The sequence below is a fragment of the Mycobacteroides salmoniphilum genome (assembly GCF_004924335.1).
GTDB lineage: Bacteria > Actinomycetota > Actinomycetes > Mycobacteriales > Mycobacteriaceae > Mycobacterium > Mycobacterium salmoniphilum.
This window is the reverse complement of the sequence record NZ_CP024633.1, coordinates 4,126,504-4,147,708: the sequence shown is the minus strand read 5'-3', so window position 1 is coordinate 4,147,708 and position 21,205 is coordinate 4,126,504. Positions and strand designations below refer to the sequence as shown.

Annotated in this window: 18 protein-coding genes and 1 riboswitch; of the genes, 14 read left to right on the top strand and 4 right to left on the bottom strand. The window is 65.4% G+C overall.

What is annotated here, in order from left to right:
• Positions 1-88 precede the first annotated feature (88 nt).
• From fgd to DSM43276_RS20540, 5 genes are read left to right on the top strand one after another with little or no spacing between them, the layout of a single operon-like run.
• Positions 89-1,102: a glucose-6-phosphate dehydrogenase (coenzyme-F420) gene (gene fgd, locus DSM43276_RS20560; RefSeq protein ID WP_078328182.1), complete on the top strand. Its 1,014-nt coding sequence runs from the start codon at positions 89-91 to the stop codon at positions 1,100-1,102.
• Between the two features lie 60 nt (positions 1,103-1,162).
• A complete protein-coding gene (locus DSM43276_RS20555) occupies positions 1,163-1,513 on the top strand; it encodes a nitroreductase/quinone reductase family protein (protein ID WP_078323129.1) in 351 nt (116 codons plus the stop codon).
• Between the two features lie 30 nt (positions 1,514-1,543).
• On the top strand, positions 1,544-4,537 hold the full coding sequence (locus tag DSM43276_RS20550; RefSeq protein ID WP_078328181.1) for an alpha-mannosidase: 2,994 nt from the start codon (positions 1,544-1,546) through the stop codon (positions 4,535-4,537).
• Positions 4,534-6,621 carry a phosphate acetyltransferase gene (gene pta, locus DSM43276_RS20545; protein WP_078328180.1) on the top strand — a complete coding sequence of 696 codons (2,088 nt, stop codon included), beginning with the start codon at positions 4,534-4,536 and terminating at the stop codon, positions 6,619-6,621. The genes DSM43276_RS20550 and pta overlap by 4 nt, the downstream gene beginning before the upstream one ends.
• The gene (locus DSM43276_RS20540) at positions 6,618-7,769 is read left to right on the top strand and encodes an acetate kinase (RefSeq protein ID WP_078328179.1); all 1,152 of its coding nucleotides are present in this window, start codon (positions 6,618-6,620) and stop codon (positions 7,767-7,769) included. Before pta ends, DSM43276_RS20540 begins: the two co-directional genes overlap by 4 nt.
• Here DSM43276_RS20540 and DSM43276_RS20535 read toward each other — a convergent pair.
• From DSM43276_RS20535 to DSM43276_RS20525, 3 genes are read right to left on the bottom strand one after another with little or no spacing between them, the layout of a single operon-like run.
• Positions 7,758-10,052 carry a serine/threonine-protein kinase PknG gene (locus DSM43276_RS20535; protein WP_078328178.1) on the bottom strand — a complete coding sequence of 765 codons (2,295 nt, stop codon included), beginning with the start codon at positions 10,050-10,052 and terminating at the stop codon, positions 7,758-7,760. The two genes, DSM43276_RS20540 and DSM43276_RS20535, sit on opposite strands and share 12 nt — an antisense overlap.
• On the bottom strand, positions 10,052-11,035 hold the full coding sequence (locus tag DSM43276_RS20530) for a glutamate ABC transporter substrate-binding protein (RefSeq protein ID WP_078328177.1): 984 nt from the start codon (positions 11,033-11,035) through the stop codon (positions 10,052-10,054). The genes DSM43276_RS20535 and DSM43276_RS20530 overlap by 1 nt, the downstream gene beginning before the upstream one ends.
• On the bottom strand, positions 11,032-12,360 hold the full coding sequence (locus tag DSM43276_RS20525) for a hypothetical protein (RefSeq protein ID WP_078323135.1): 1,329 nt from the start codon (positions 12,358-12,360) through the stop codon (positions 11,032-11,034). Before DSM43276_RS20525 ends, DSM43276_RS20530 begins: the two co-directional genes overlap by 4 nt.
• Positions 12,361-12,437: 77 nt before the next feature.
• On the opposite strand from DSM43276_RS20525, the gene DSM43276_RS20520 reads away from it, so the two are divergent.
• The gene (locus tag DSM43276_RS20520; RefSeq protein WP_078328251.1) at positions 12,438-12,977 is read left to right on the top strand and encodes an NUDIX domain-containing protein; all 540 of its coding nucleotides are present in this window, start codon (positions 12,438-12,440) and stop codon (positions 12,975-12,977) included.
• A gap of 9 nt (positions 12,978-12,986) precedes the next feature.
• Positions 12,987-13,352: a hypothetical protein gene (locus DSM43276_RS20515; protein WP_078328176.1), complete on the top strand. Its 366-nt coding sequence runs from the start codon at positions 12,987-12,989 to the stop codon at positions 13,350-13,352.
• A 4-nt stretch (positions 13,353-13,356) separates the two neighbouring features.
• Here the strand turns inward: DSM43276_RS20515 and thiE are convergent, their stop codons facing one another.
• Positions 13,357-14,031, bottom strand: coding sequence for a thiamine phosphate synthase (gene thiE / locus DSM43276_RS20510; protein ID WP_078328175.1), 675 nt, complete (start codon positions 14,029-14,031; stop codon positions 13,357-13,359).
• Between the two features lie 24 nt (positions 14,032-14,055).
• Positions 14,056-14,171: riboswitch (TPP riboswitch) on the top strand.
• Between thiE and thiO the strand changes: the two genes are divergently transcribed.
• From thiO to DSM43276_RS20475, 7 genes are all read left to right on the top strand, one after another.
• Positions 14,169-15,230: a glycine oxidase ThiO gene (gene thiO, locus DSM43276_RS20505; protein ID WP_078328250.1), complete on the top strand. Its 1,062-nt coding sequence runs from the start codon at positions 14,169-14,171 to the stop codon at positions 15,228-15,230. It overlaps the preceding riboswitch by 3 nt.
• A complete protein-coding gene (thiS, locus tag DSM43276_RS20500) occupies positions 15,227-15,424 on the top strand; it encodes a sulfur carrier protein ThiS (RefSeq protein ID WP_078328174.1) in 198 nt (65 codons plus the stop codon). The genes thiO and thiS overlap by 4 nt, the downstream gene beginning before the upstream one ends.
• Positions 15,425-15,489: 65 nt before the next feature.
• Positions 15,490-16,212: a thiazole synthase gene (gene thiG, locus DSM43276_RS20495; protein WP_234802945.1), complete on the top strand. Its 723-nt coding sequence runs from the start codon at positions 15,490-15,492 to the stop codon at positions 16,210-16,212.
• A 17-nt stretch (positions 16,213-16,229) separates the two neighbouring features.
• Positions 16,230-17,204, top strand: coding sequence for an ABC transporter ATP-binding protein (locus DSM43276_RS20490; protein ID WP_078328172.1), 975 nt, complete (start codon positions 16,230-16,232; stop codon positions 17,202-17,204).
• The gene (locus DSM43276_RS20485) at positions 17,204-17,956 is read left to right on the top strand and encodes an ABC transporter (RefSeq protein ID WP_078328171.1); all 753 of its coding nucleotides are present in this window, start codon (positions 17,204-17,206) and stop codon (positions 17,954-17,956) included. Before DSM43276_RS20490 ends, DSM43276_RS20485 begins: the two co-directional genes overlap by 1 nt.
• A 20-nt stretch (positions 17,957-17,976) precedes the next feature.
• On the top strand, positions 17,977-19,476 hold the full coding sequence (locus DSM43276_RS20480) for a M28 family metallopeptidase (RefSeq protein WP_078328170.1): 1,500 nt from the start codon (positions 17,977-17,979) through the stop codon (positions 19,474-19,476).
• Positions 19,477-19,678: 202 nt separating this feature from the next.
• A complete protein-coding gene (locus DSM43276_RS20475) occupies positions 19,679-21,178 on the top strand; it encodes a M28 family metallopeptidase (RefSeq protein WP_078328169.1) in 1,500 nt (499 codons plus the stop codon).
• Positions 21,179-21,205 lie beyond the last annotated feature (27 nt).

Genomic DNA, 21,205 nt, shown 5'->3' with positions numbered 1-21,205 from the left:
CGATGAGCGGCTTGCGCGAAGAGCGTCTAGCACCGATGAGCCGCTTGCGCGAAGAGCGGTAAGCACCCTTGAGGCGAGGAGCGCGCGGATGGCACGGGAACTGAAGCTGGGATACAAAGCATCGGCGGAGCAGTTCGCGCCGCGTGAGCTCGTCGAGTTGGCGGTCGCCACCGAGTCGCACGGTTTTGACAGTGCGACCGTGAGCGACCACTTCCAGCCATGGCGATACAACGGTGGTCACGCCCCGTTCTCACTGGCCTGGATGACCGCCGTCGGTGAGCGCACCCAGCGCCTGCAGCTCGGCACGTCGGTGCTGACCCCGACGTTCCGATACAACCCGGCCGTCACCGCGCAGGCCTTCGCGACCATGGGCTGCCTGTACCCGGGCCGCATCTTCCTGGGTGTCGGCACCGGTGAGGCGCTCAACGAGATCGCCACCGGGTTCATCGGTGAGTGGCCGGAGTTCAAGGAGCGTTTCGCACGGCTGCGCGAGTCCGTCCGGCTCATGCGCGAACTGTGGACCGGTGAGCGCGTTGATTTTGAGGGTGAGTACTACCGCACCAAGGGTGCCGCCATCTACGACGTGCCCGAGGACGGCATCCCCGTCTACATCGCCGCGGGTGGCGCCGTCGTCGCCAAGTACGCGGGACGCGCCGGCGACGGATTCATCTGCACCTCCGGCAAGGGCGAGGAGCTGTACAAGGACAAGCTCATCCCCGCCGTCAAGGAGGGTGCTGCGCTGGCCGAGCGCACCTTCGACGACATCGACCGGATGATCGAGATCAAGATCTCCTACGACCCGGATCCGGAGAAGGCGTTGGAGAACACCCGCTTCTGGGCGCCGCTGTCGCTGACCCCCGAGCAGAAGCACAGCATCCACGACCCCATCGAGATGGAACGCGCCGCCGACGAGCTGCCCATCGAGCAGGTCGCCAAACGCTGGATCGTCGCCTCCGACCCGGACGAGGCGGTCGCCAAGGTCGCCGACTACGTGGGCTGGGGCCTGAACCACCTGGTGTTCCACGCGCCCGGTCACGACCAGAAGCGGTTCCTGGAACTGTTCAAGAACGACCTCGAACCCCGGTTACGGAAGCTGGGATGAGCGCTTGCGTGAAGACCGTTGGGCACAGATGAGCGCTCGCGCGACGACCTGTAGGCACAGATGAATTCCTTACTTCGACGCTTTGTCGACGCGGTCAACACCGTGCCGGTGATAGCGCTGAACGTGCCCGGGCTGCGCAGCCTGGCGGGCCGATACTTCACCGTTGTCACCTACACCGGCCGCCGATCCGGACAGATCTTCAGCACGCCGGTGAACTATTGGCGCTCGGGAGACGACATCGTGATCTGGGTGGGCATCCCCGAAACGAAGAAGTGGTGGCGCAACTTCCTCGGAGAAGGCAGGCCGCTGCAGCTCCGGCTCAATGGAGTTGACGTGCCCGGTTACGGAATCGCGAGAAAAGATGACAGTGGCCGCGTGACGGTGACGGTCCGTCTGGGTGAGACTGCCTAGAGCGAAATAGTTAGCCGATAGGGTCAGGTCATGCATGACGACCGGCGCATCGTTGAGGACCGCATTCGGCGTTTCGTCGACAAGCGCCTGAACGGTGCTGTCTATGTGGATTCGGCACCGCTGACGCTGACGGCGTGGGCGGTGCCCGGGGAGCCCGTGCCGTTCGCCGAGGCGGTAACGCAGGAATTCACCGAGATCACTCCCGGGACGCCGTGGGGGCCACCGTGGTCGACGATGTGGCTACACGTGACGGGAACCGTTCCGGAACGGTGGCGTGGTCGCTCCGAGGGCGCCCCAGAGATGCGGGTGGAACTCGGCTTCACCGGAGGACCGGGCTTCAACGCCGAGGGTTTGGTGTACCGGCCCGACGGCACCGTGGTGAAGGGGATCGCACCGCGCAACGCGTTCGTGCCCATTGACGATCCGGATGCCCCGGTGGACTTCTATATCGAGGCCGCCGCCAACCCGGACATCGGCAAGCACTTCTGGTCACCAATGCCATTGGGGGACAAAGCTACTTCCGGTGACGAGGCGCTGTATCGGCTGGGCGGTATCGATCTTGCGTTACGAGACCTGAACCTGTGGGGGCTGCAACAGGACATCGCCACCCTCGACGGGCTGATGCACACGCTCCCCGAGGATCTGCCCCGTCGCCACGAGATCCTGCGCGCCCTGGAACGTGCGCTGGACACGGTGGATCCCGATGATCTCCCAGGTACCGCGACTGCCGGGCGCGCCGAACTTACCGAGGTGCTGGCCCGCCCCGCCTACGCCAGTGCCCATCGGATCACCGCTGTCGGGCACGCCCATATCGACTCGGCCTGGTTGTGGCCGGTGCGTGAGACGGTCCGCAAGTGCGCGCGGACCTTCTCGAACATGGTCGACCTGATGGACCGGCACCCCGATTTCCGGTTCGCCTGCTCCTCGGCACAGCAGTACGCATGGATCAAGGACACATACCCCACCCTGTTCGCCCGTATCAAGGAGAAGGTCGCTGCGGGACAGTTCATCCCGGTGGGCGGCATGTGGGTAGAGGCCGACACGAACATGCCCGGTGCGGAGGCAATGGCGCGCCAGTTCGTGGCGGGCAAGCAGTTCTTTCTCGACGAGTTCGGCATCGACACCCCGGAGGTGTGGCTGCCCGATTCGTTTGGCTACTCCGCGGCAATGCCCCAGATCGTCACCGCATCCGGCTCGGAATACTTTTTGACACAGAAGATTTCCTGGAATTCGGTCAACCGGATGCCTCATCACACTTTCATCTGGGAGGGGATCGACGGTACCGGGGTGTTCACGCATTTCCCACCCGTCGACACCTACAACTCCGACCTCGGTGGCGGCGACCTCGCCCATGCCCAGCGCAACTATCGTGACTCCGGCGCCGGCACCATGTCGCTGGTGCCCTTCGGCTACGGCGACGGTGGCGGTGGCCCGACCCGTGAAATGCTGGCCTACGCAACGCGAAAGCGTTCCCTGGAAGGTTCGCCGACGGTGTCCCTGGGCGCCCCGGCGGAGTTCTTCGCCGCGGCCCAAGCCGAGTACGCCAACCCGCCGCGCTGGTCCGGTGAGCTCTACCTGGAGCTGCACCGCGGCACCTACACCTCGCAGGCGAACACGAAGCAGGGCAACCGTCGCAGCGAGCACCTGTTGCGTGAGGCCGAGCTGTGGGCGGCCACGGCCGCGGTGCGCACCGGCTTTGAGTACCCGCATGCCGAGCTGGACGAGATCTGGAAGCTGGTGCTGCTGCAGCAGTTCCACGACATCCTGCCCGGCAGCTCCATAGCATGGGTGCACCGGGACGCCGAGCGGAACTACGCGGCGATCGCGACAAGACTTGAAACCATCGTCGACTCGGCGATACGGGCCTTGGCGGGTAAGGGTGAGCGCAGGCTGATCTTCAATGCCGCGCCGCACGATCGCGACGGGGTACCCGCGCTGGGCGCTGCTGCCGCCGACGAGCCGCGGCCGGTCACTCCCACGACAACCCGGGAAGGATTCCTGCTGGACAACGGGATTCTCGCCGCCACCTTCGACGCCGACGGCCTGTTGGTGTCGCTCGTCGACGCCGCCACCGGCCGGGAGGCCATGGCCGCGCCCGGGAATCTGCTGCAGTTGCATCGCGATACGCCGAACCAATGGGATGCCTGGGATATCGACGGCTTCTACCGGAACACCGTCACCAATCTCACGTCGGCGGACTCGGTCACCGTCGTGGACGGCGCGCTGGTCATCGAGCGGACGTTCGGGAATTCGCGTCTGGTGCAACGGATCACGCTCCGAGACGGGTCGCCCGCACTGGACATCGATATCGACATCGACTGGCACGAAACCGAAAAGCTACTCAAGCTGGCCTTCCCCTTCGATGTGCAGGCCGACCGGTCGGCCTCGGAAACCCAGTTCGGCCATGTCTATCGGCCCACTCATGCCAACACCTCGTGGGACGAAGCCAAGTTCGAGATATGCGCGCACCGGTGGGTACATGTAGGCGAATCCGGATACGGGGTGGCGGTGGCCAACGACTCCACCTACGGGCATGACATCGGCCGACGCGGATCCACCACCGTGGTGCGGATGTCGCTACTGCGCGCCCCGCTTTTCCCGGATCCCGATTGCGACCAAGGGCATCATCAGCTGAAGTTCTCGGTGCGGCCGGCCGCGACGATCGGCGACGCCGTCGAGCAGGGATACCGACGCAACCTCACCCCACGGATCGTCGACGGTGCCGTGGAGAACATTGAACCGCTTGTCAGCCTGGATAATCCGGCCGTGGTGGTGGAATCGGTGAAGCTGGCGCTGGACGGTTCGGGCGATGTCATCGTGCGGTTGTACGAGTCGCGCGGCGGACGGGCCGATGTGACCGTTACCTCGCATTTCAGTCACGACGGGGTGGACGTTACCGATCTACTTGAACGACCAATCGACTACGCGGATCCCATTAAGTTTTGGGTCAACGATATTGAACTGACTATGCGACCATTCCGCATCGTGACGCTGCGCTACCGCAGCGTAGAAAGGCGCGCATGACCGAGGCTAGAGCATTGAAGGCATCGAGTATCTATATCGCCTCGCCCGAAGGTGACACCGGAAAGTCCACTGTCGCACTGGGCGTGATGCATCGGCTGGCCGCAACGGTGGCACGCGTGGGTGTCTTCCGCCCCATCGCGCGGTCCGGGGAAAGCGTGGACTACATCCTGGAACTGCTGCTGGAGCAGAGCACCGCCGACATCGCGTATGAGGACTGTCTCGGCGTCTCGTACCACGATGTGCACCAGGATCCGGACGCGGCGATCGCCGCGATCGTCGACAGATACCACGCGGTCGCGGAGCGCTGTGATGCCGTGGTGATTGTCGGCAGCGATTACACCGATGTCGCCAGCCCCAGCGAGCTGAGCACCAATGCACGCATCGCCGTCAATCTCGGTGCCCCGGTCCTGTTGACCATCAAGGGATTCGACCGGACCCCGGAAGAGATAGCGGCTCTTGCCGAGGTCTGCCTCGGAGAGCTCAAGGCGCAGCGTGCGCACACCGCGGCCATCGTCGCCAACCGGTGCGCCCCGGCACAGCTGGAGGAGGTCCGCCACGCGTTGTCGCGGTTCGACAAGCCCGCTTGGGTGCTGCCCGAGGTGCCGCTGTTGTTCTCGCCGTCGGTCGAAGAACTCATGAAGGCGGTCAATGGCTCGTTGGTCAGCGGTGACGAGGCGCTGATGTCACGCGAGGCCACCAGCTTCATGGTGGCGGGCATGACCGCCGAACACTGCCTGGAACGACTACAGGAGGGCCAGGCCGTCATCTTCCCCGCGGACAGGTCCGATGTGTTGCTGGCGGTGGCGAGTGCTCATGTGGCCGAGGGATTTCCGTCGTTGTCCGCCATCATATTGAACGGCGGGCTCAAGCTGCACCCGCGGATCGCCGACCTGGTGGATGGCATCGGACTGCGACTGCCGATCATCGAGACCGATTCGGGGACGTTCGAGACGGCGAGTGCGGCAGCGCATGCCCGTGGCCGGGTGACCGTCGCCTCCGCCCGCAAGATCGACACCGCGCTGGCCCTGATGGACAGATATGTCGACGGCGCAGATCTCATTGCGCAGCTCGCCATTCCGATACCGTCGGTCACCACACCGCAGATGTTCGAATATCAGCTGCTGGACCGGGCGCGGGATAATCGCAAGCGCATTGTGCTCCCCGAGGGCGATGACGACAGGATCCTCAAGGCGGCCGGGCGGCTGCTGCAACGTCAGGTCGCTGATCTGACCATCCTGGGTGAAGAGGCCGAAATACGTTCTCGTGCGGCCGAGCTCGGTGTCGACATCTCGAACGCCCTGGTCGTCAGCCCCAAGACAAGCGAGCTTGCCGAGCGGTTCGCGGGTCAGTACTTCGAGCTGCGCAAGCACAAGGGCATGACGGCCGATCGGGCGCGCGAGATCATGCGCAACGTCTCATATTTCGGCACCATGCTGGTCTACAACGGCATCGTCGACGGCATGGTCTCGGGTGCGGCGCACACCACCGCGCATACCGTGCGCCCGGCCTTCGAGATCATCAAGACCAACCCGGATGTTTCTACAGTGTCCAGCATCTTCTTGATGTGCCTGGCCGACCGGGTATTGGCATACGGCGACTGCGCCATCGTGCCCGACCCGACCTCCGAGCAGCTGGCCGATATCGCCATCTCCTCGGCGCGGACCGCGGCACAGTTCGGTATCGACCCGCGAGTCGCGATGCTGTCCTACTCGACGGGAACCTCGGGCAGCGGTGCCGAGGTCGAAAAGGTGCGCGTTGCCACCGAACTGGTGCGCGCCAGGCAGCCCGAGCTGCTGGTCGAGGGCCCCATCCAATACGACGCGGCAGTGGAGCCCTCGGTGGCGGCCACCAAGATGCCCGACTCCCCGGTCGCCGGACGTGCGACGGTGCTGATCTTCCCGGACCTCAACACCGGGAACAACACCTACAAGGCCGTGCAGCGCAGTGCCGGCGCCATCGCCATCGGGCCGGTCCTGCAGGGGTTGCGCAAGCCCATCAACGACCTGTCCCGTGGGGCCCTGGTGGAGGACATCGTCAACACCGTCGCCATCACCGCGATCCAGGCGCAGGACCTGACCCGATGAGCGCTGATGAGCCACTTGGGCGAAGAGGATCAGGTGCGGTACTCGTTCTCAACTGCGGCTCGTCCTCGGTGAAATATCAGCTCATCGAACCGGATTCGGGTCGGGTGGATGCCCATGGGCTGGTGGAGCGCATTGGTGAGGATCCCATTCGTAATCACGAAGAGGCGCTGCGGCTCGTCTTCGATTCCATCGACACCGACGACGTGGAAGTGGTCGGCCATCGTGTGGTGCACGGCGGGCAGAAGTTCCATGAGCCGACGCTGCTCGACGACGCCGTCGTCACGCAGATCGCGGAGCTGGCCGCACTAGCGCCACTGCACAATCCGGCGGGTGTGCAGGGCATCGAGGTCGCCCGGCGCCTGCTTCCCGACGTGCCACAGGTGGCGGTGTTCGACACCGCGTTTTTCTACAACCTGCCGCCCGCTGCGGCGATCTACGCGCTCGATCGCGAGGTCGCCGAACGCTACGGCGTGCGGCGCTACGGATTCCACGGCACCTCGCATCAGTATGTGTCCGAGCAAGCGGCGGGCTTCCTGGGGCGGGGGTACGCGGAGATCAACCAGATCGTGCTGCATCTCGGCAACGGGGCGTCGGCGTCGGCGATCCTGCACGGCCGTGCCGTAGAGACCTCGATGGGGCTCACTCCGCTGGAGGGTCTCGTGATGGGCACCCGCACTGGCGATATCGACGCAGGAATCGTGTTCCATCTGGCCCGCAATGGCATGAGCATCGACGAGATCGACACGATGTTCAACCGTCGCTCGGGCATGCTCGGGCTCTGCGGTGCCAACGATTTTCGCGAGATTCATCGCCTGATCGAGGCCGGGGACGCTGCGGCTCAGCTCGCCTACAACGTGTACGTGCATCGGCTCCGCAAGTACATTGGCGCCTACATCGCGACATTGGGTGGCGCCGATGTCATCTCGTTTACGGCCGGGGTGGGGGAGAACGATGTGGTGCTGCGCGCCGATGCCATGGCCGGGCTCGAAGTGCTCGGCATAGAGATCGATCCCAAACGAAACCTGGTGAGATCCGGCGAGATTCGCCGCATCTCCACCGATGCTTCGCGGGTGACGGTGCTGGTGGTGCCCACCAACGAGGAACTGGCCATCGCCAGGGCAGCGGTGGTGGCGGCTCTAGAGCAGTGACGTCGGGCGCGTGGAGTTGGCCAGATCGACCAGTGCATAGCGATGGGTGCGCTCGGTGGCGCGGCGTGCCAGTGCCCGCAGGCTCCGCTCCACACCCTGGCGCAGGCCGCGTTTGGTGAACGGAACACCCAGGATGTGGTGTCCGGTCGAATGATTGGTTTTGATCCAGTCCAGCGCCGTCCCGAGCACCAGCGCCCTGATCTGCAGCACGCGCGGCTCGGTCTCGGGAAGTGCCTCGACTCTGCGGGCCGCCTCGCGGATATCGTCCTCGGTGACCTCCGAGAGGGTGCGACCGGACAACAGCGTGACAGCACTGGTGAGGCGCGCGGTGGTGAAATGGCGTGAGGTGGGGGGCACGTTGTCGAGCATGCGCACCGCCTCGGCGCGTTCCCCGCGTGCGGCCAGGGTGCGGGCCAGCCCGTAGCCCGCGGAGATGACGCTGTTGTCGGTGGACCACACGGTGCGGTAGAAGTCGAGATTCTTCTCGTCACTGCCAAGTTCGGCGGTCGCCGCCAGTGCCATCTTGGGGGCTATCTCGCCCGGCAGGTAGTCCAGGACGGCGGTGAAATGCTTGGTGGCCTGGTCGTAGTCACCGTTGAGAAGTGCCGCCATACCGCGGTACCAGGTCAACCGCCACGGTGTACCCACCCGGTCTTCGAGCTGATCGAGCTTGCTGTTGGCCTTGGCGACATCGCCCAGATCGAGAAGCGCGCGGGCCTCCATCAGCGGTAGCTCCATCGATTCGGTCAGATCAACGCCATCGGCGTCGATCCGGCCCAGGCGCGCGCCCTTCAGCGATTCGAGGGTCTGTATCGGCTGGCTCAGCACCGTGGCCTGCAGGATCGCGGCGCCCACATCGGTGGGATCCAGAAGCGGAACCTGAAGGGCCGTCACGATATCCGGTGCCGTCAGGCTCGGCGGATGAGCCAGCCCATCGACGTACACGTCGGTGTGCGCCACCAGCAGGTCAACCCCGAACGTGGATCGCGACGGGCTGAACAGTGTGGACATACCCGGCCGTGGGGTGCCCGAGTCCAGCGCCACCACCTCGCGAAGCACCCCCACCAGCTGAGTGACCATCTCTTCGGCACTGCCGAATCGCGCGGCGGGATTGGGATCGATGGCGCGGCGTAAGAGTCGGTGGTAGGAATCGTATTTGGTGAGCACCGGGTCTTCGCCCGGCAACCCGTCCTTGTAGCGGCCCTTGCGGGTCGGCATCCTCAGGGTCAGCACCGCGAGGGTCCGTCCGACCGTGTAGATGTCCGAGGCGACCGTGGGGCCGGTCCTGGAGATCTCGGGTGCCTGGTAGCCGGGAGTTCCATACAGGTTGCCGTAGGCGTTCAGTGAGGCCACCGCACCGAGGTCGATGAGTTTGAGTTGCTCCTCGGTGATCATGATGTTCTCGGGCTTGAGGTCGTTGTAGGTGAGTCCGACCGAATGCAGGAATCCCAGTGCGGGAAGGATTTCCAGCATGTAGGCGATCGCCTGCGCGACGGGAAGCGTACTGCCCTTGGGTTGCTTGAGCGAGGTGCCGCCGACGTACTCCATCACGATGTACCCCACCGGGTTCCCATGCTGGTCCGGGTGCTCGACGAAGTTGAAGATCTTCACGATCGAGGGGTGGGCCACCTCGGCGAGGAATCGTCGCTCGGCCATCGCGATGTTCTGTGCCTCAGCGTCGCCGGAGTGCACCAGGCCCTTGAGCACTACCGGCCGGTCGTTGACGTTGCGATCCACCGCGAGGTAGATCCACCCCAGTCCGCCGTGGGCGATGCAGCCCTTGATGGCGTACTGCCCGGCGATCACGTCGCCCGGATTCAGTTGTGGCAGAAAAGAGAAGGTGGAGCCGCAGGCCGGGCAGGTGCCGTCGCTCTGGGCGGGGTGATCGTCCCCGGGTTTCTGGCCGGAGCGGCCCACCGGTTTCCCGCAGTTCCAGCAGAACCGTTTGGATTCCTCGACAACGGGATTGGTCATCAAGGCGGCTAGCGGATCGATCTCCGGAACGCGGGGGATCTCGACCAGTCCGCCACCGAGCCGGCGGGTGGGGGATAGCCGGACCCGGGTGGTGGTGGCGCGGGCCTCCGGCTGGGTGGTGGGTTGCGTCGTGGGCTGGGTGGAGTCCGGGGCGCGGAACACGGCCTGGGTGGCCATGGGCCGCATCGTGGAGGCGGAGTCGGCGTCTAGGTCCGCGAGGGATGCGGGCCGCGTGCCGGGGCCGCCCTCCACGGGTGCCTCGTCGGCCAGTTCATCGGGGTCTTCCCGGCCATCGGGATCTTCACTCATCAGTCCCGGTACTTTGCGCTCGGAGGTGCGGGTGCGGGCCCTAGCACGCTCAACCACTTGCGGTACAAGGCATTCCATGTTCCATCGCGCCGGATGCGCTCCAGGGTGCGATTGACGAACCGGACCAGATCGGTGTTTTCGAGCCTCATGCCGATTCCGTACGGCTCATCGCTCATGTTGGGCCCGATGATATGCAGATAGGGGTCCTGGGACATCAGGCCGGCGAGAATCGAGTCGTCGGTGCTCACCGCGTCGACCTGCCGTTGCTGCAGTGCCACAAGGCAATCCGCCCACGTCACCACCGACATGATGACCGGGGGTGGCGTGATCTGCGAGAGCCGGTTCAGGGAGGTGGTGCCGCGCGCGGCGCACACGCGTCTGCCGGAAAGGTCCTGTGCATTGGTGATGCCTGAATCCCGCGAGGTCAGAATCCGCTGGTAGGTCATCAGATAAACCGTCGAGAAGTTGACTTCCTTGCGGCGTGCGCAGGTGATGGTCATGGTCTTCACCACGATGTCGACGGTCGAGTTCTTCAAGGCGGCGACCCGATCCGCCGAGGACAGGATCCGGTACTCAACCCGCTCGGGGGTGCCGAAGATATCGCGGGAGATCTCTCCGGCGATATCGACGTCGAATCCGGTCAGCTCACCGGTGATCGGGTCGCGGAAGCTGAAGAGGTTGCTTCCGATGTCCAGCCCGACGACGAGCCTGCCGCGCTTGCGGATCGCCGCGACCGCATCGTCGTTGGCGGCCCTGTCATTGGTGGGCCGCAGGCTCGCGGTGGGGTCACATGAGGTGTCCACCTTGTCCAGGTGCGCCCGGTTGGGTTCCTGTTCGGTCATCTCGGCCGGGGTCGGCCTCGGCACGGTGAGTTGCGGCAGCGGGATGGAGTTCTCGGGTGTCGAGCATCCGGCCAACACGGTGGCGATGACCGCCAACACAGCGAGTCTGCGTGCGGTGCCCTGTGTCGCGGTTCTCATCATCGATACTCGCTCAGTCTCGGCCACAGGCCGACTCCCACGCAGATCGCACCGCTCACCGAGAGGATCAACGCTCCCGCCGAGGACAGGGTCAAGGCGCGCTCGGCGTTGAGGACGCCGGATCGGAGCTGACGCCGGCTGTCTTGCACACCGTTGCGCAGTGCCGCGTCGAGACTGTCGAAGGCCGGCGTCGAGTCCGATTCGCTGCTGCCCAGGGCGACTTGGGTAGCGGCCTGGTAGTTGCCGACGCCGATGTAGGCGTTGATGCGGTCATCCGCCTGTCGCCACCTGCCGAGCAGCTGCTGCGCACGCTCCAGGTCCGCGCGGGCGATGGCATCCGGATTCGTCAGGTACTCGCCGATCTTGTGTTCCATCTCGTCGATGCGGTCGTAGTACGACTTCTTGCGGACGCTCTCGTCGCCGCGGCGGATCAGGGCAAGCGTTTCATCGGCGCGGGCCTGCTGGGCCGAGATGACCAGTTGGGTGATGGTTTTTAGTGAATGAGCGCCGCCATTGCGCGCGTCGGTGCCCAGCGAGGCGGAGACGGCCAATGCGATACCCACCCAAACCACCATAAGCAGTAGCGCCGCGCCACCGGCCAGCATGCCGGGATTGACCATGCGCCGGGTCTTCTTGGACAACCAGCGATGGCCGAAGACTCCGCCGATCATGGTGCCCAGCACGATGACGATCACCGGGAAGGGCACCCGCGTGGACGCGCTCGTCTCCTGGTCGACGCGGTTGGACGTTTCCTCGTAGAGACGCTGCGCGTCGGGCAGGATCGTGTGTTGCATCAGTGCGGACGCCTCGCTCAGATACGAGGCGCCGACGGGATTGCTTGCCCGGTTGTTGGTGCGTGCGGTCTCGACCAATCCGGTGTAGACGGACAGTTCGGCGTTGATCCGACTCAGCAGCTCCTGCATCGGTCTGTCGGTCAGACCGCTGGACGCGGCGACAAGCGCGGTCGAGGCATCGGTGATCGCCTGCTCATACCGTTCCCGGACACCCTGAGGTTCGGTGCCTGCGATGAACGCGGTGGTCGCGGCGGCATCGGCGACCGACAGGGTGCTGTACAGCTGTCCGGCCGAGTACGCCAGGGGTTCGGTGTGGTTGAGCACCGTGCTCAGGGCGAGTTGCCGGTTCTGCACGCTCGCCGAAGTGGCCACCGCGGACAGCACGCCGGCGGTGGCCAGGACGATACCGAGCATCAGAATCTTGCCGGGTGTGGACTTGAGGAACCACCACCACGGATGAGCTGGCACGACCGGTGTGGTCGCGCCGACGGGCTCGGTCGACGGGTGCGCTAACCGCGTCGTCCCGACAGTCACCTCGTACCTTCCTCTCCCCGGCCTTAATGGAAAGTCTAAGAGCATATTTAGCCTTTGGTGGCTCTACTGTGGACTCTGTGCGTGGCGACGGTGACGGATGGGTTGTCGCTGACACGGGTGCACGATTCTGGGGACGGTTCGGTGCGGCGGGTTTGCTGTTGCGCGCACCACTGGCGAGCGGTCAGCCCGCTGTCCTGCTGCAGCATCGGGCCTGGTGGAGCCATCAGGGCGGTACCTGGGCATTGCCCGGGGGCGCGCGGGACAGCCATGAGTCCGCCGAGCAGGCCGCGCTTCGGGAGGCGGCCGAAGAGGCGGGCATCGCGCCCGGTGCGATGACCATCCGTTCTTCGGTGGTAACGAAACGCATTGATGGTCAGGCGCACTGGACGTACACCACAGTCGTTGCCGATGCTGCCGAGTTGTTGCCCACAGAGGCCAATCACGAGAGCACCGAGCTGCGGTGGGTGCCCGAGGAAAAAATCGAGGGGATGCGGTTGCATCCCGGGTTCAAGTCGGCCTGGCCGATGCTGAGGGTTGTCGAAATGTTGCCACGTGGCGTGGAGGGGCTGGGCACTGTCGAGCTTGAGCCCGGGCGTTTCGCCTGGCAACTGCCGTAGCGTGCGGTCATGCGCATCGGATTTTTTCTCACGTTGGCGATGATCACGAGCGTGCTGATGGGCGCCTGCTCACCGGCCGAACCCGAGTCCGGTGACCGCAATGAGGTGGTGGCTACGGTGCTCGCTCGCATCGAGGCCGACCTCGGTAAACCCGCCACGCTCGATGTGCAGAAGCTGAACATCGTCGACGGCTGGGCATTCATCGACAGCCGGCTTCAGGACACAGATGGCACCCACCCGACGGGGTATGAGGGCTTACTGAGGAAGACCGGCCCCAAGTGGACCATTCTTGAGAGCGCGATCGGTCCCACCGATGTGCCGTGGGTGAGCTGGAAGCCGAAGCATCCGGACGCCCCCGCGCAGATCTGGCCCTGACGCTTCACGCTCGGTGAAGGACCAGCCCGCGAAGCGACGCCGCCGCGGCGCGGGGATCGGCTGCCGCGGTGATCGCGCGCACCACGACGATGCGTGAGGCTCCGGCGGCGACCACGTCGGGCACCCGTGCCCCGTCGATGCCGCCGATCGCGAACCAGGGCTGAGAAGCCCCTAGTTCAGAGGCTGTTCTCACCAGACCCAGGCCGGGCGCGGTGCGGCCCGGTTTCGTGGGTGTCGGCCAGCATGGTCCGCAACAGAAGTAGTCGACCTCGGCATCATCGGCGGCGGCCGCGGCCTGATCGGCATCGTGGGTCGACCGGCCGATCAGTACATCCGGTCCGACGATCTCCCGGGCGACCGAAAGAGGCAGATCGTCCTGGCCGAGGTGCAGGATGTCGGCCTCCGCTGCCCGGGCGATATCGGCGCGGTCGTTGACCGCGAACAGCGCACCGTGACGGGCGGCGGCCGCACCGAGAATCGCCAGACAATCGAGCTCCTCGCTGGGCTCGAGCCGGCCAAACTGCTGCTCACCCACCGACCCCTTGTCGCGCAGCTGCACGATGTCGACCCCGCCGGCGAGGGCGGCGTCGACGAACTCGGCGAGATCGCCGCGTTCCCGCCGGGCATCGGTGCAGAGATAGAGGTGAGCGGACTCAAGCCGGGCCGAACGCGGGTGCATAGTCGAAGACGCTAGCGTTGTGGGTGTAAGTAACGCGGGAGCCCCGGGATGAGCGGGCTGAGAGTGGGCCAACGAATCCGGCCCTGACCGTCCGACCTGATCCGGGTCATGCCGGCGAAGGGAGTGACTCCGTTGTGATGTCGTCTCAACAAGGCTCGGTCGCCGTGATCGGCGGCGGTGTCATCGGGCTATCCGTGGCACGTGAAGCCGCCCGCGGCGGTTGGCGGGTCACCGTTCACGATGACGGCCGCAAGGGCCCGTCCTGGGTGGCGGGCGGAATGCTCGCGCCCTACAGCGAGGCCTGGCCCGGCGAGGCTGACCTGCTGGATCTGGGTATCGAATCCCTCCGGATCTGGCGTGATGGCTTCATCGATGGCGACGTGGACAACACCGTGATCACCGCGCGTGGGTCACTTACCGTGGCCGTCGACACCGCCGATGTCGGCGAGCTGCGCACGATGATCGACTGGCTGGCCGGGCGGGGCCATGCCGTCGCAGAGACCACCAACGCCCGGGACCTCGAGCCGCTGCTGGCGCAGAACATCCGCCGCGGATTCACGGCGCCGGAGGAACTCGCCGTCGACAATCGCAAGGTGCTGCACGCCTTGACCGCCGACTGCGCGGCGCTCGGCATACGAAGGGGCCCTCCGGTTGCCAACCTCGATGAGGCGTCCGCCGACCAGATCGTGGTCGCCAACGGGGTAGCGGCGGCGACACTCGCGAACCTGCCGGTTCGCCCGGTGAAGGGGGAGGTGCTGCGGCTGCGGCGACGTCCCGGTGCGATGCCGCCCCCCACCCACGTCATCCGGGCACGGGTCCATGGACGACACGTCTACCTGGTGCCCCGGGAGGACGGCGTCGTCGTCGGCGCCACGCAGTACGAGCATGGCCACGACACCGCGCCCGCTGTCGCGGGAGTGCGGGACCTGCTCGACGACGCGTGCGCGGTGCTGCCCTGCCTGGGCGAGTACGAATTCGCCGAATGCGCGGCGGGCCTGCGCCCGATGACCGAGGACAATCTGCCCTTGGTGGGCAGGATTGATGACCGCACGCTGGTGGCCGCGGGGCATGGCCGGTCCGGATTTCTCCTCGCGCCGTGGACGGCGAAGACGATAGGGGCGCTGCTCGACGGTGGCGAGTCGCCCGCCGCCGTCGATCCCCGCCGGTTCCAGAAGGCACATAGTCAGGAGGCCCGATGAACATTCAGGTAAATGGTGACGCGCGTGAGGTTGCCGAGGGTGCCAACATCTGGCAGCTGCTCGACCAGCTGGGCTTTCCCGAGCGCGGTATCGCCGTGGCCATCAATCACACCGTGGTACCCAAATCCGACTGGGGCACCACGGTTTCCGACGGTGCCCTGGTGGAAGTCGTCACCGCAGTGCAGGGGGGCTAGACACCGTGGTCAGTGCAGATGAACCGCTGTGTATCGCGGGCCGCGCCTTCGGTTCCCGGCTCATCATGGGTACCGGGGGTGCCGCGAACCTCTCGATTCTGGAACGGGCACTGCTCGCGTCCGGTACCGAGTTGACCACCGTGGCGATCCGCAGGGTCGATGCCGCCGGCGGCACCGGAGTGCTGGATCTGCTCAAGCGGCTGGACATCATGCCGTTGCCGAATACCGCGGGATGCCGGGGTGCGGCCGAGGCCGTGTTGGCCGCGCAGCTGGCGCGCGAGGCCCTGGAGACCGACTGGATCAAGTTGGAGGTCATCGCCGACGAGCGCACGCTGCTGCCCGACGCCGTCGAGTTGGTGCGCGCCGCCGAACAGCTCGTCGACGACGGGTTCGTGGTACTGCCCTACACCAACGACGATCCGGTGCTGGCTCGCAGATTGGAAGACGTGGGATGCGTGGCGGTGATGCCGCTCGGGGCCCCCATTGGCACCGGGTTGGGCATCACCAACACACATAACATCGAGATGATTGTGGCGTCCGCGGGCGTACCGGTGATCCTGGACGCGGGAATCGGCACGGCCAGCGACGCCGCCCTCGCGATGGAACTCGGTTGCGATGCCGTGCTGCTCGCGACGGCCGTGACCCGCGCTGCCGATCCCGAACGTATGGCGGCGGCCATGGCGGCGGCCGTGACCGCCGGCCACTTGGCTCGTCACGCTGGTCGCATACCCCGGCGTTTTTGGGCGCAGGCCTCCAGCCCGGATCCGGACGGAACCACACGGCAATAGCTGGCATAGTGGGCCGCATGATCGAACTGCGGTCGCTGACCAAGGTATATGGGCAGACCCCGGCGGTCGACGATCTTTCCGTCACCGTCGAGCCGGGCGTCGTGACCGGGTTCCTGGGCCCCAATGGGGCAGGTAAGTCGACCACGCTGCGCATGATCGTGGGGCTCGCGCGACCCACCTCGGGGACGGCGACGATCGGTGGCAAGCAGTACCACGAGATCGACCATCCGCTTCGCGAGGTCGGTGCACTGTTGGATCCCAAGCAGTTTCACCCCAACCGGTCGGCGCGCAATCACTTGCGGTGGATCGCCGCCGCCAATGACATTGCCTCCCAACGGGTGGATGAAGTGCTGGAGATGGTCGGGCTTACCGAGGTGGCCAATCGGCATGCCGGTACCTTCTCGCTGGGCATGTCCCAGCGGTTGGGCATTGCCGTGGCGCTGCTCGGTGATCCCCAGGTGCTGTTGTTCGACGAGCCGGTCAACGGTCTGGACCCCGAAGGCATCCACTGGATCCGGACGCTCATGCAGAGCCTGGCCGCGCAGGGGCGCACGGTGCTGGTCTCAAGTCATCTGCTGTCCGAAATGGCCAATACCGCAGACCAATTGGTGGTCATCGGCCGAGGCCGCCTGATCGCTGCGACATCCATGCATGAGTTTGTGAGCCGGGCCGGTGCCGACGTGGTGCGGGTGCGCAGCCCACAGATCGATACCCTGCGCTTGGCGGCGGAGGAAAGCGGCTTCTCGGTGAAAGTCTCGGAACGCAGTGGGGAAGAAAGTGTGCTGGAAATCAGCGGTGTTCTCATCGAGCAGGTCGGCGAGCTCGCCGCACGTCGCGGCGTAACGTTGTACGAACTTTCCCCACAACGGGTTTCGTTGGAGGACGCGTATCTGTCGTTGACCGATGATGCCGTGCAGTACCGCAGCCGGGTCGATGACCCGGTGACGGAGACCACGACCGATGTGCCCGCGGACGCGGAGGGTGCTCGCTGATGGGGGTCATCGCGGCCGAACGGATCAAGGTCTGCACCTCTCGCTCGGCGGTGTGGTGCAGCCTGCTCGCCCTGGCATTGGGTGTGGGATTGGCGGGCCTGCAGGGCGGATCGGCCTCCATCTATACGCCGATCTCTCCTGGCGACGCCGCGGGCGGGGCGACCGTCGTCGGGATCCCGCTCCTGATGGTGCTGGCCGCCATGACGGTGACCAACGAGAACCGAACCGCAATGGTGCGAACCACCTTTCAGGCCACGCCCAACAGGTTGTCGGTCATCGGCGCCAAGGCCCTGGTGGCGGGGGTCTGGGTGGCGGTGGTCACTGCGGTCACCGTGCTGATCTCGATCGTGTTGGTACGCGCCATGGCGGGTCCGGTGGCCGGTGCGAACTTGGCGCTCGACGGCCCCGGCGTGTGGAACACGATGGGCGCGGTGACTGTGTACGCGTTCTTGTGTGCCGTTCTCGCGGTGGCAGTGGGAGTGTTGCTGAAGCACACCGCAGGCGCTGTCGCGGTGCTCCTGTTGTGGCCGACAGTGCTCGAGTTGATGCTGGGCTGGCTCACTGATGCTGGAAAGGCGTTGCAGCCCTTCCTTCCTTTCGCCAACGGCATCAGGTTTACCGGTGTGCCGTGGTACACCTCGGACGGTGTCGACTTTGTTTGGGGCACGACCGGTTCTCTCATCTACTTTGCTACCGTGGTTGTCATCACGCTCGCCGCGGCCCTGGCCGTGGTGCAGCGACGCGACGTTTAAGGTCGGGACAAGGGAGAACGATGGGGACTAAGCGGGTTGTGTACGCGGTCGCGGTGTCCGCGGCTTGTGCATTGGCGACTGTGACGGCATGCGATCGGGACGGCGGCGAGGCACCCCGCTCGGTGCCGCAGGCCGGATCCCAGGAGGCGGTCAGTTTCGCGCACTCCCTGCACGAGAAGGTGACCGTCGACAATGTCGTGAAGCATCTCTCGGCGCTCCAAGAGATTGCCGACAAGAACAAGAACAACCGGGCGGCGGGTACTCCCGGCTTCGACCAAAGTGTCGATTATGTGGTTAAAGCGCTGAAGGACAAGGGTTTCGACGTACAGACGCCCGAGTTCAGCTTCAAGTACTTTCAGGCCAAATCCCTTGAGTTGACGGCCGGTCCCAAGAAGGTCGACGCCGCGGTGCTCTCGTACTCGCCGGGTGGTCAGGTGCGGGGACGATTGGTCGCGGCCCGTGCGGAAGACTCGCCGGGCTGCACGGCCGCGGATTACGACGGACTGGACATCAAGGGTGCGGTGGTCCTGGTTGACCGTGGATCGTGCCCGTTCTCCGAGAAGGAGAGGGCTGCCGCCGAGCGCGGTGCGGTGGGCCTGATCGTCGCGGACAACGTCGACGAGAGCCAGTCGGGTGGGACCCTCGGTGAGGACGCCGCCCCGAAGATCCCCGTGGTGGGTGTCACGAAGTCGACCGGGGCCGATCTACGGGCGCATCCCGATCAGGTTGTCCTCAAGGTCGATGCGGAGACCAAGGACGTCAAGGCGCGCAATGTGATCGCGCAGACCAAGACGGGTGCCACGACAGATGTCGTGATGGCCGGCGCTCACCTCGACAGCGTTCCCGAGGGGCCGGGCATCAATGACAACGGCACGGGTACCGCGGCAGTTCTGGAGACCGCACTGCAGCTGGGGCCGAGCCCGGACGTCAAGAACGCGGTGCGGTTCGCGTTCTGGGGTGCGGAAGAGGAAGGGCTGATCGGTTCCACCGACTACGTCAAATCCCTTGACGTGGACGCACTGAAAGATATTGCCCTGTATCTGAATTACGACATGCTCGGGTCCCCGAACGCCGCATACCTCACCTATGACGGCGACCAGTCCGAAGCACCCGACGCGAACGAGGTACCGGTGCGGATCCCCGAGGGGTCGGCCGGTATCGAGCGGACAGAGATCGCGTACCTCGCCGAGCAGGGCAAGAAGGCTCATGACACGGAGTACGACGGCCGTTCGGACTACGACGGGTTCAGCCGGGCAGGCATACCGACCGGCGGCATCTTCTCCGGCGCTGAGGACAAGATGTCGTCCGAGGAAGCACGGGACTGGGGCGGCAAGGCGGATCAGCCCTTCGATCCGAACTACCACCAGGCGGGCGACACCCTGGCCAACGTGAACAAGGACGCGCTCAAGATCAACGCGGGCGGAGTCGCGTACACGATTGGCCTGTATGCGCAGAGCATCGACGGACGCAACGGGGTGCCCGTTCACGAGGACCGCACCCGTCACAAGCTGAAGGACTAGTACAGCCCCGAGTCGGCCCCCGCGAGCGGGTGGGGGCACCTCCCGCTTGCGGGGGCGTACCCCCATCGCTTCTGCCCGCCGAATCCGCGGTAACAGCTTCGTTGCAACGCCCCGAAAGGCCTTGGGAATCAACGTTGGTGCGGTAGCGTGTGCGATTGCTCGATTCGCACAAGTCCACTGAGGTTCCATTGAGGTTTATTTGATGGCGTTATTTCGCGCGCGGGGGATAGCGCGCGGTTGCGTCCTACTCGCGATTGCGGCGGTGGCCAGCTGCTGTGCGCACCCGACCCCACCGGGTGCCACCGCTGCGACGCCCAACCCCAACTTGGCGGCGGATCTTGCACGCATGGTCACCGTGGACGCCATGGTGGCGCACCTGCAACAGCTGCAGCAGGCCGCCGATGCCCACGGCGGGAACCGCGCCGAGGGCACGCCGGGCTACGACGCCAGCGCCGACTACGTGACAAAGGCGTTGAAAGATCGCGGATTCGAGGTTCAGGCGCCGGAGCTGTCCAGGCTCAAGGTGCTTACCGAGGGTAAACCGCTCGTCGACATCGGCGGGCGGCCCTACGCGGTGGATCAGGCCTCCTATTTCGCCCAGACCCCCAAGGGTGGGCTCAAGGCCAACATCATCCGTCCCTCGGGCAAGGCCAGTGGTTGCGCCGCGGCGGATTACGGCACCCTCAAGCTCGATGGTCAGATCGCCGTGGTCGACGGTGCCGGGTGCTCGGTGGTCGACAAGCACAATGTCGCCAAGGAGAAGGGCGCGGCGGCCGTGCTGGTGACGATGCAGGCGGGCGCCGGCGAGGGTCTGTTCACCCCGAATTACTATGAGCAGCTGTCCATTCCGGTCGGAATCATCGACTCGGGAGTCGACACTTTGCTGCGCCGCAATTCCTCGCCGATAACCCTGGTGCTGGACATGAGCATCGCGAAGGTGCGCTCACGCAACATTATTGCCCAGACCGCAACGGGTGATCCGGCAAATGTGGTGGTCGCCGGAGCGCACCTGGACAGTGTGGCCAAGGGCCCGGGGATTAACGACAACGGAACCGGTGTGGCCGCGGTGTTGGAGACCGCACTGCAGCTGGGGCCCAGGCCGGTGGTCAACAACGCCGTCAGGTTCGCGTTCTGGACTGCCGAGGAAGACGGACTGGCCGGGTCGATCGAATATGCCAAGGGCCGCAGCGCCGAAGAACTCAACGACATCGCGCTGTACCTGAACTTCGACATGCTCGGCTCGCCGAATGCCGGCTACTTCGTGCTCGACGGTGACCAATCGGCCACCACACCGGATCCGAACCGGCCGCCCTTGGACGTACCCGAAGGATCCGCGGGGATCGAACGGACCTTCGCTGGATATCTCAACCTGGCAGGCAAGCGACCGGCCGCCGAGGAGTTCAACGGCAGATCCGATTACGGACCGTTCCTGGCCGCGGGTATCCCTGTCGGCGGCATCAGCTCGGGTGCGCTGGAGACAATGAGCGGTCCGGAAGCCAAGATGTGGCAGGGCCGCGCGGGCCAACCCTTCGACCCCAACTACCACAGCGCGAAGGACAACCTCGCGAACGTCGGCAAGCAGGCGCTGGGGATCAACGGTTCGGCCGTGGCCTTTGCGGTCGGCACCTATGCGCTGTCCACCACGGGACCCAATGGGGTACCGGAGCGCAAAGTTCGGCGACACTCTCCACAGCAGCGCTAGATCCAGCTAGCATCCCAGCGCATGAGA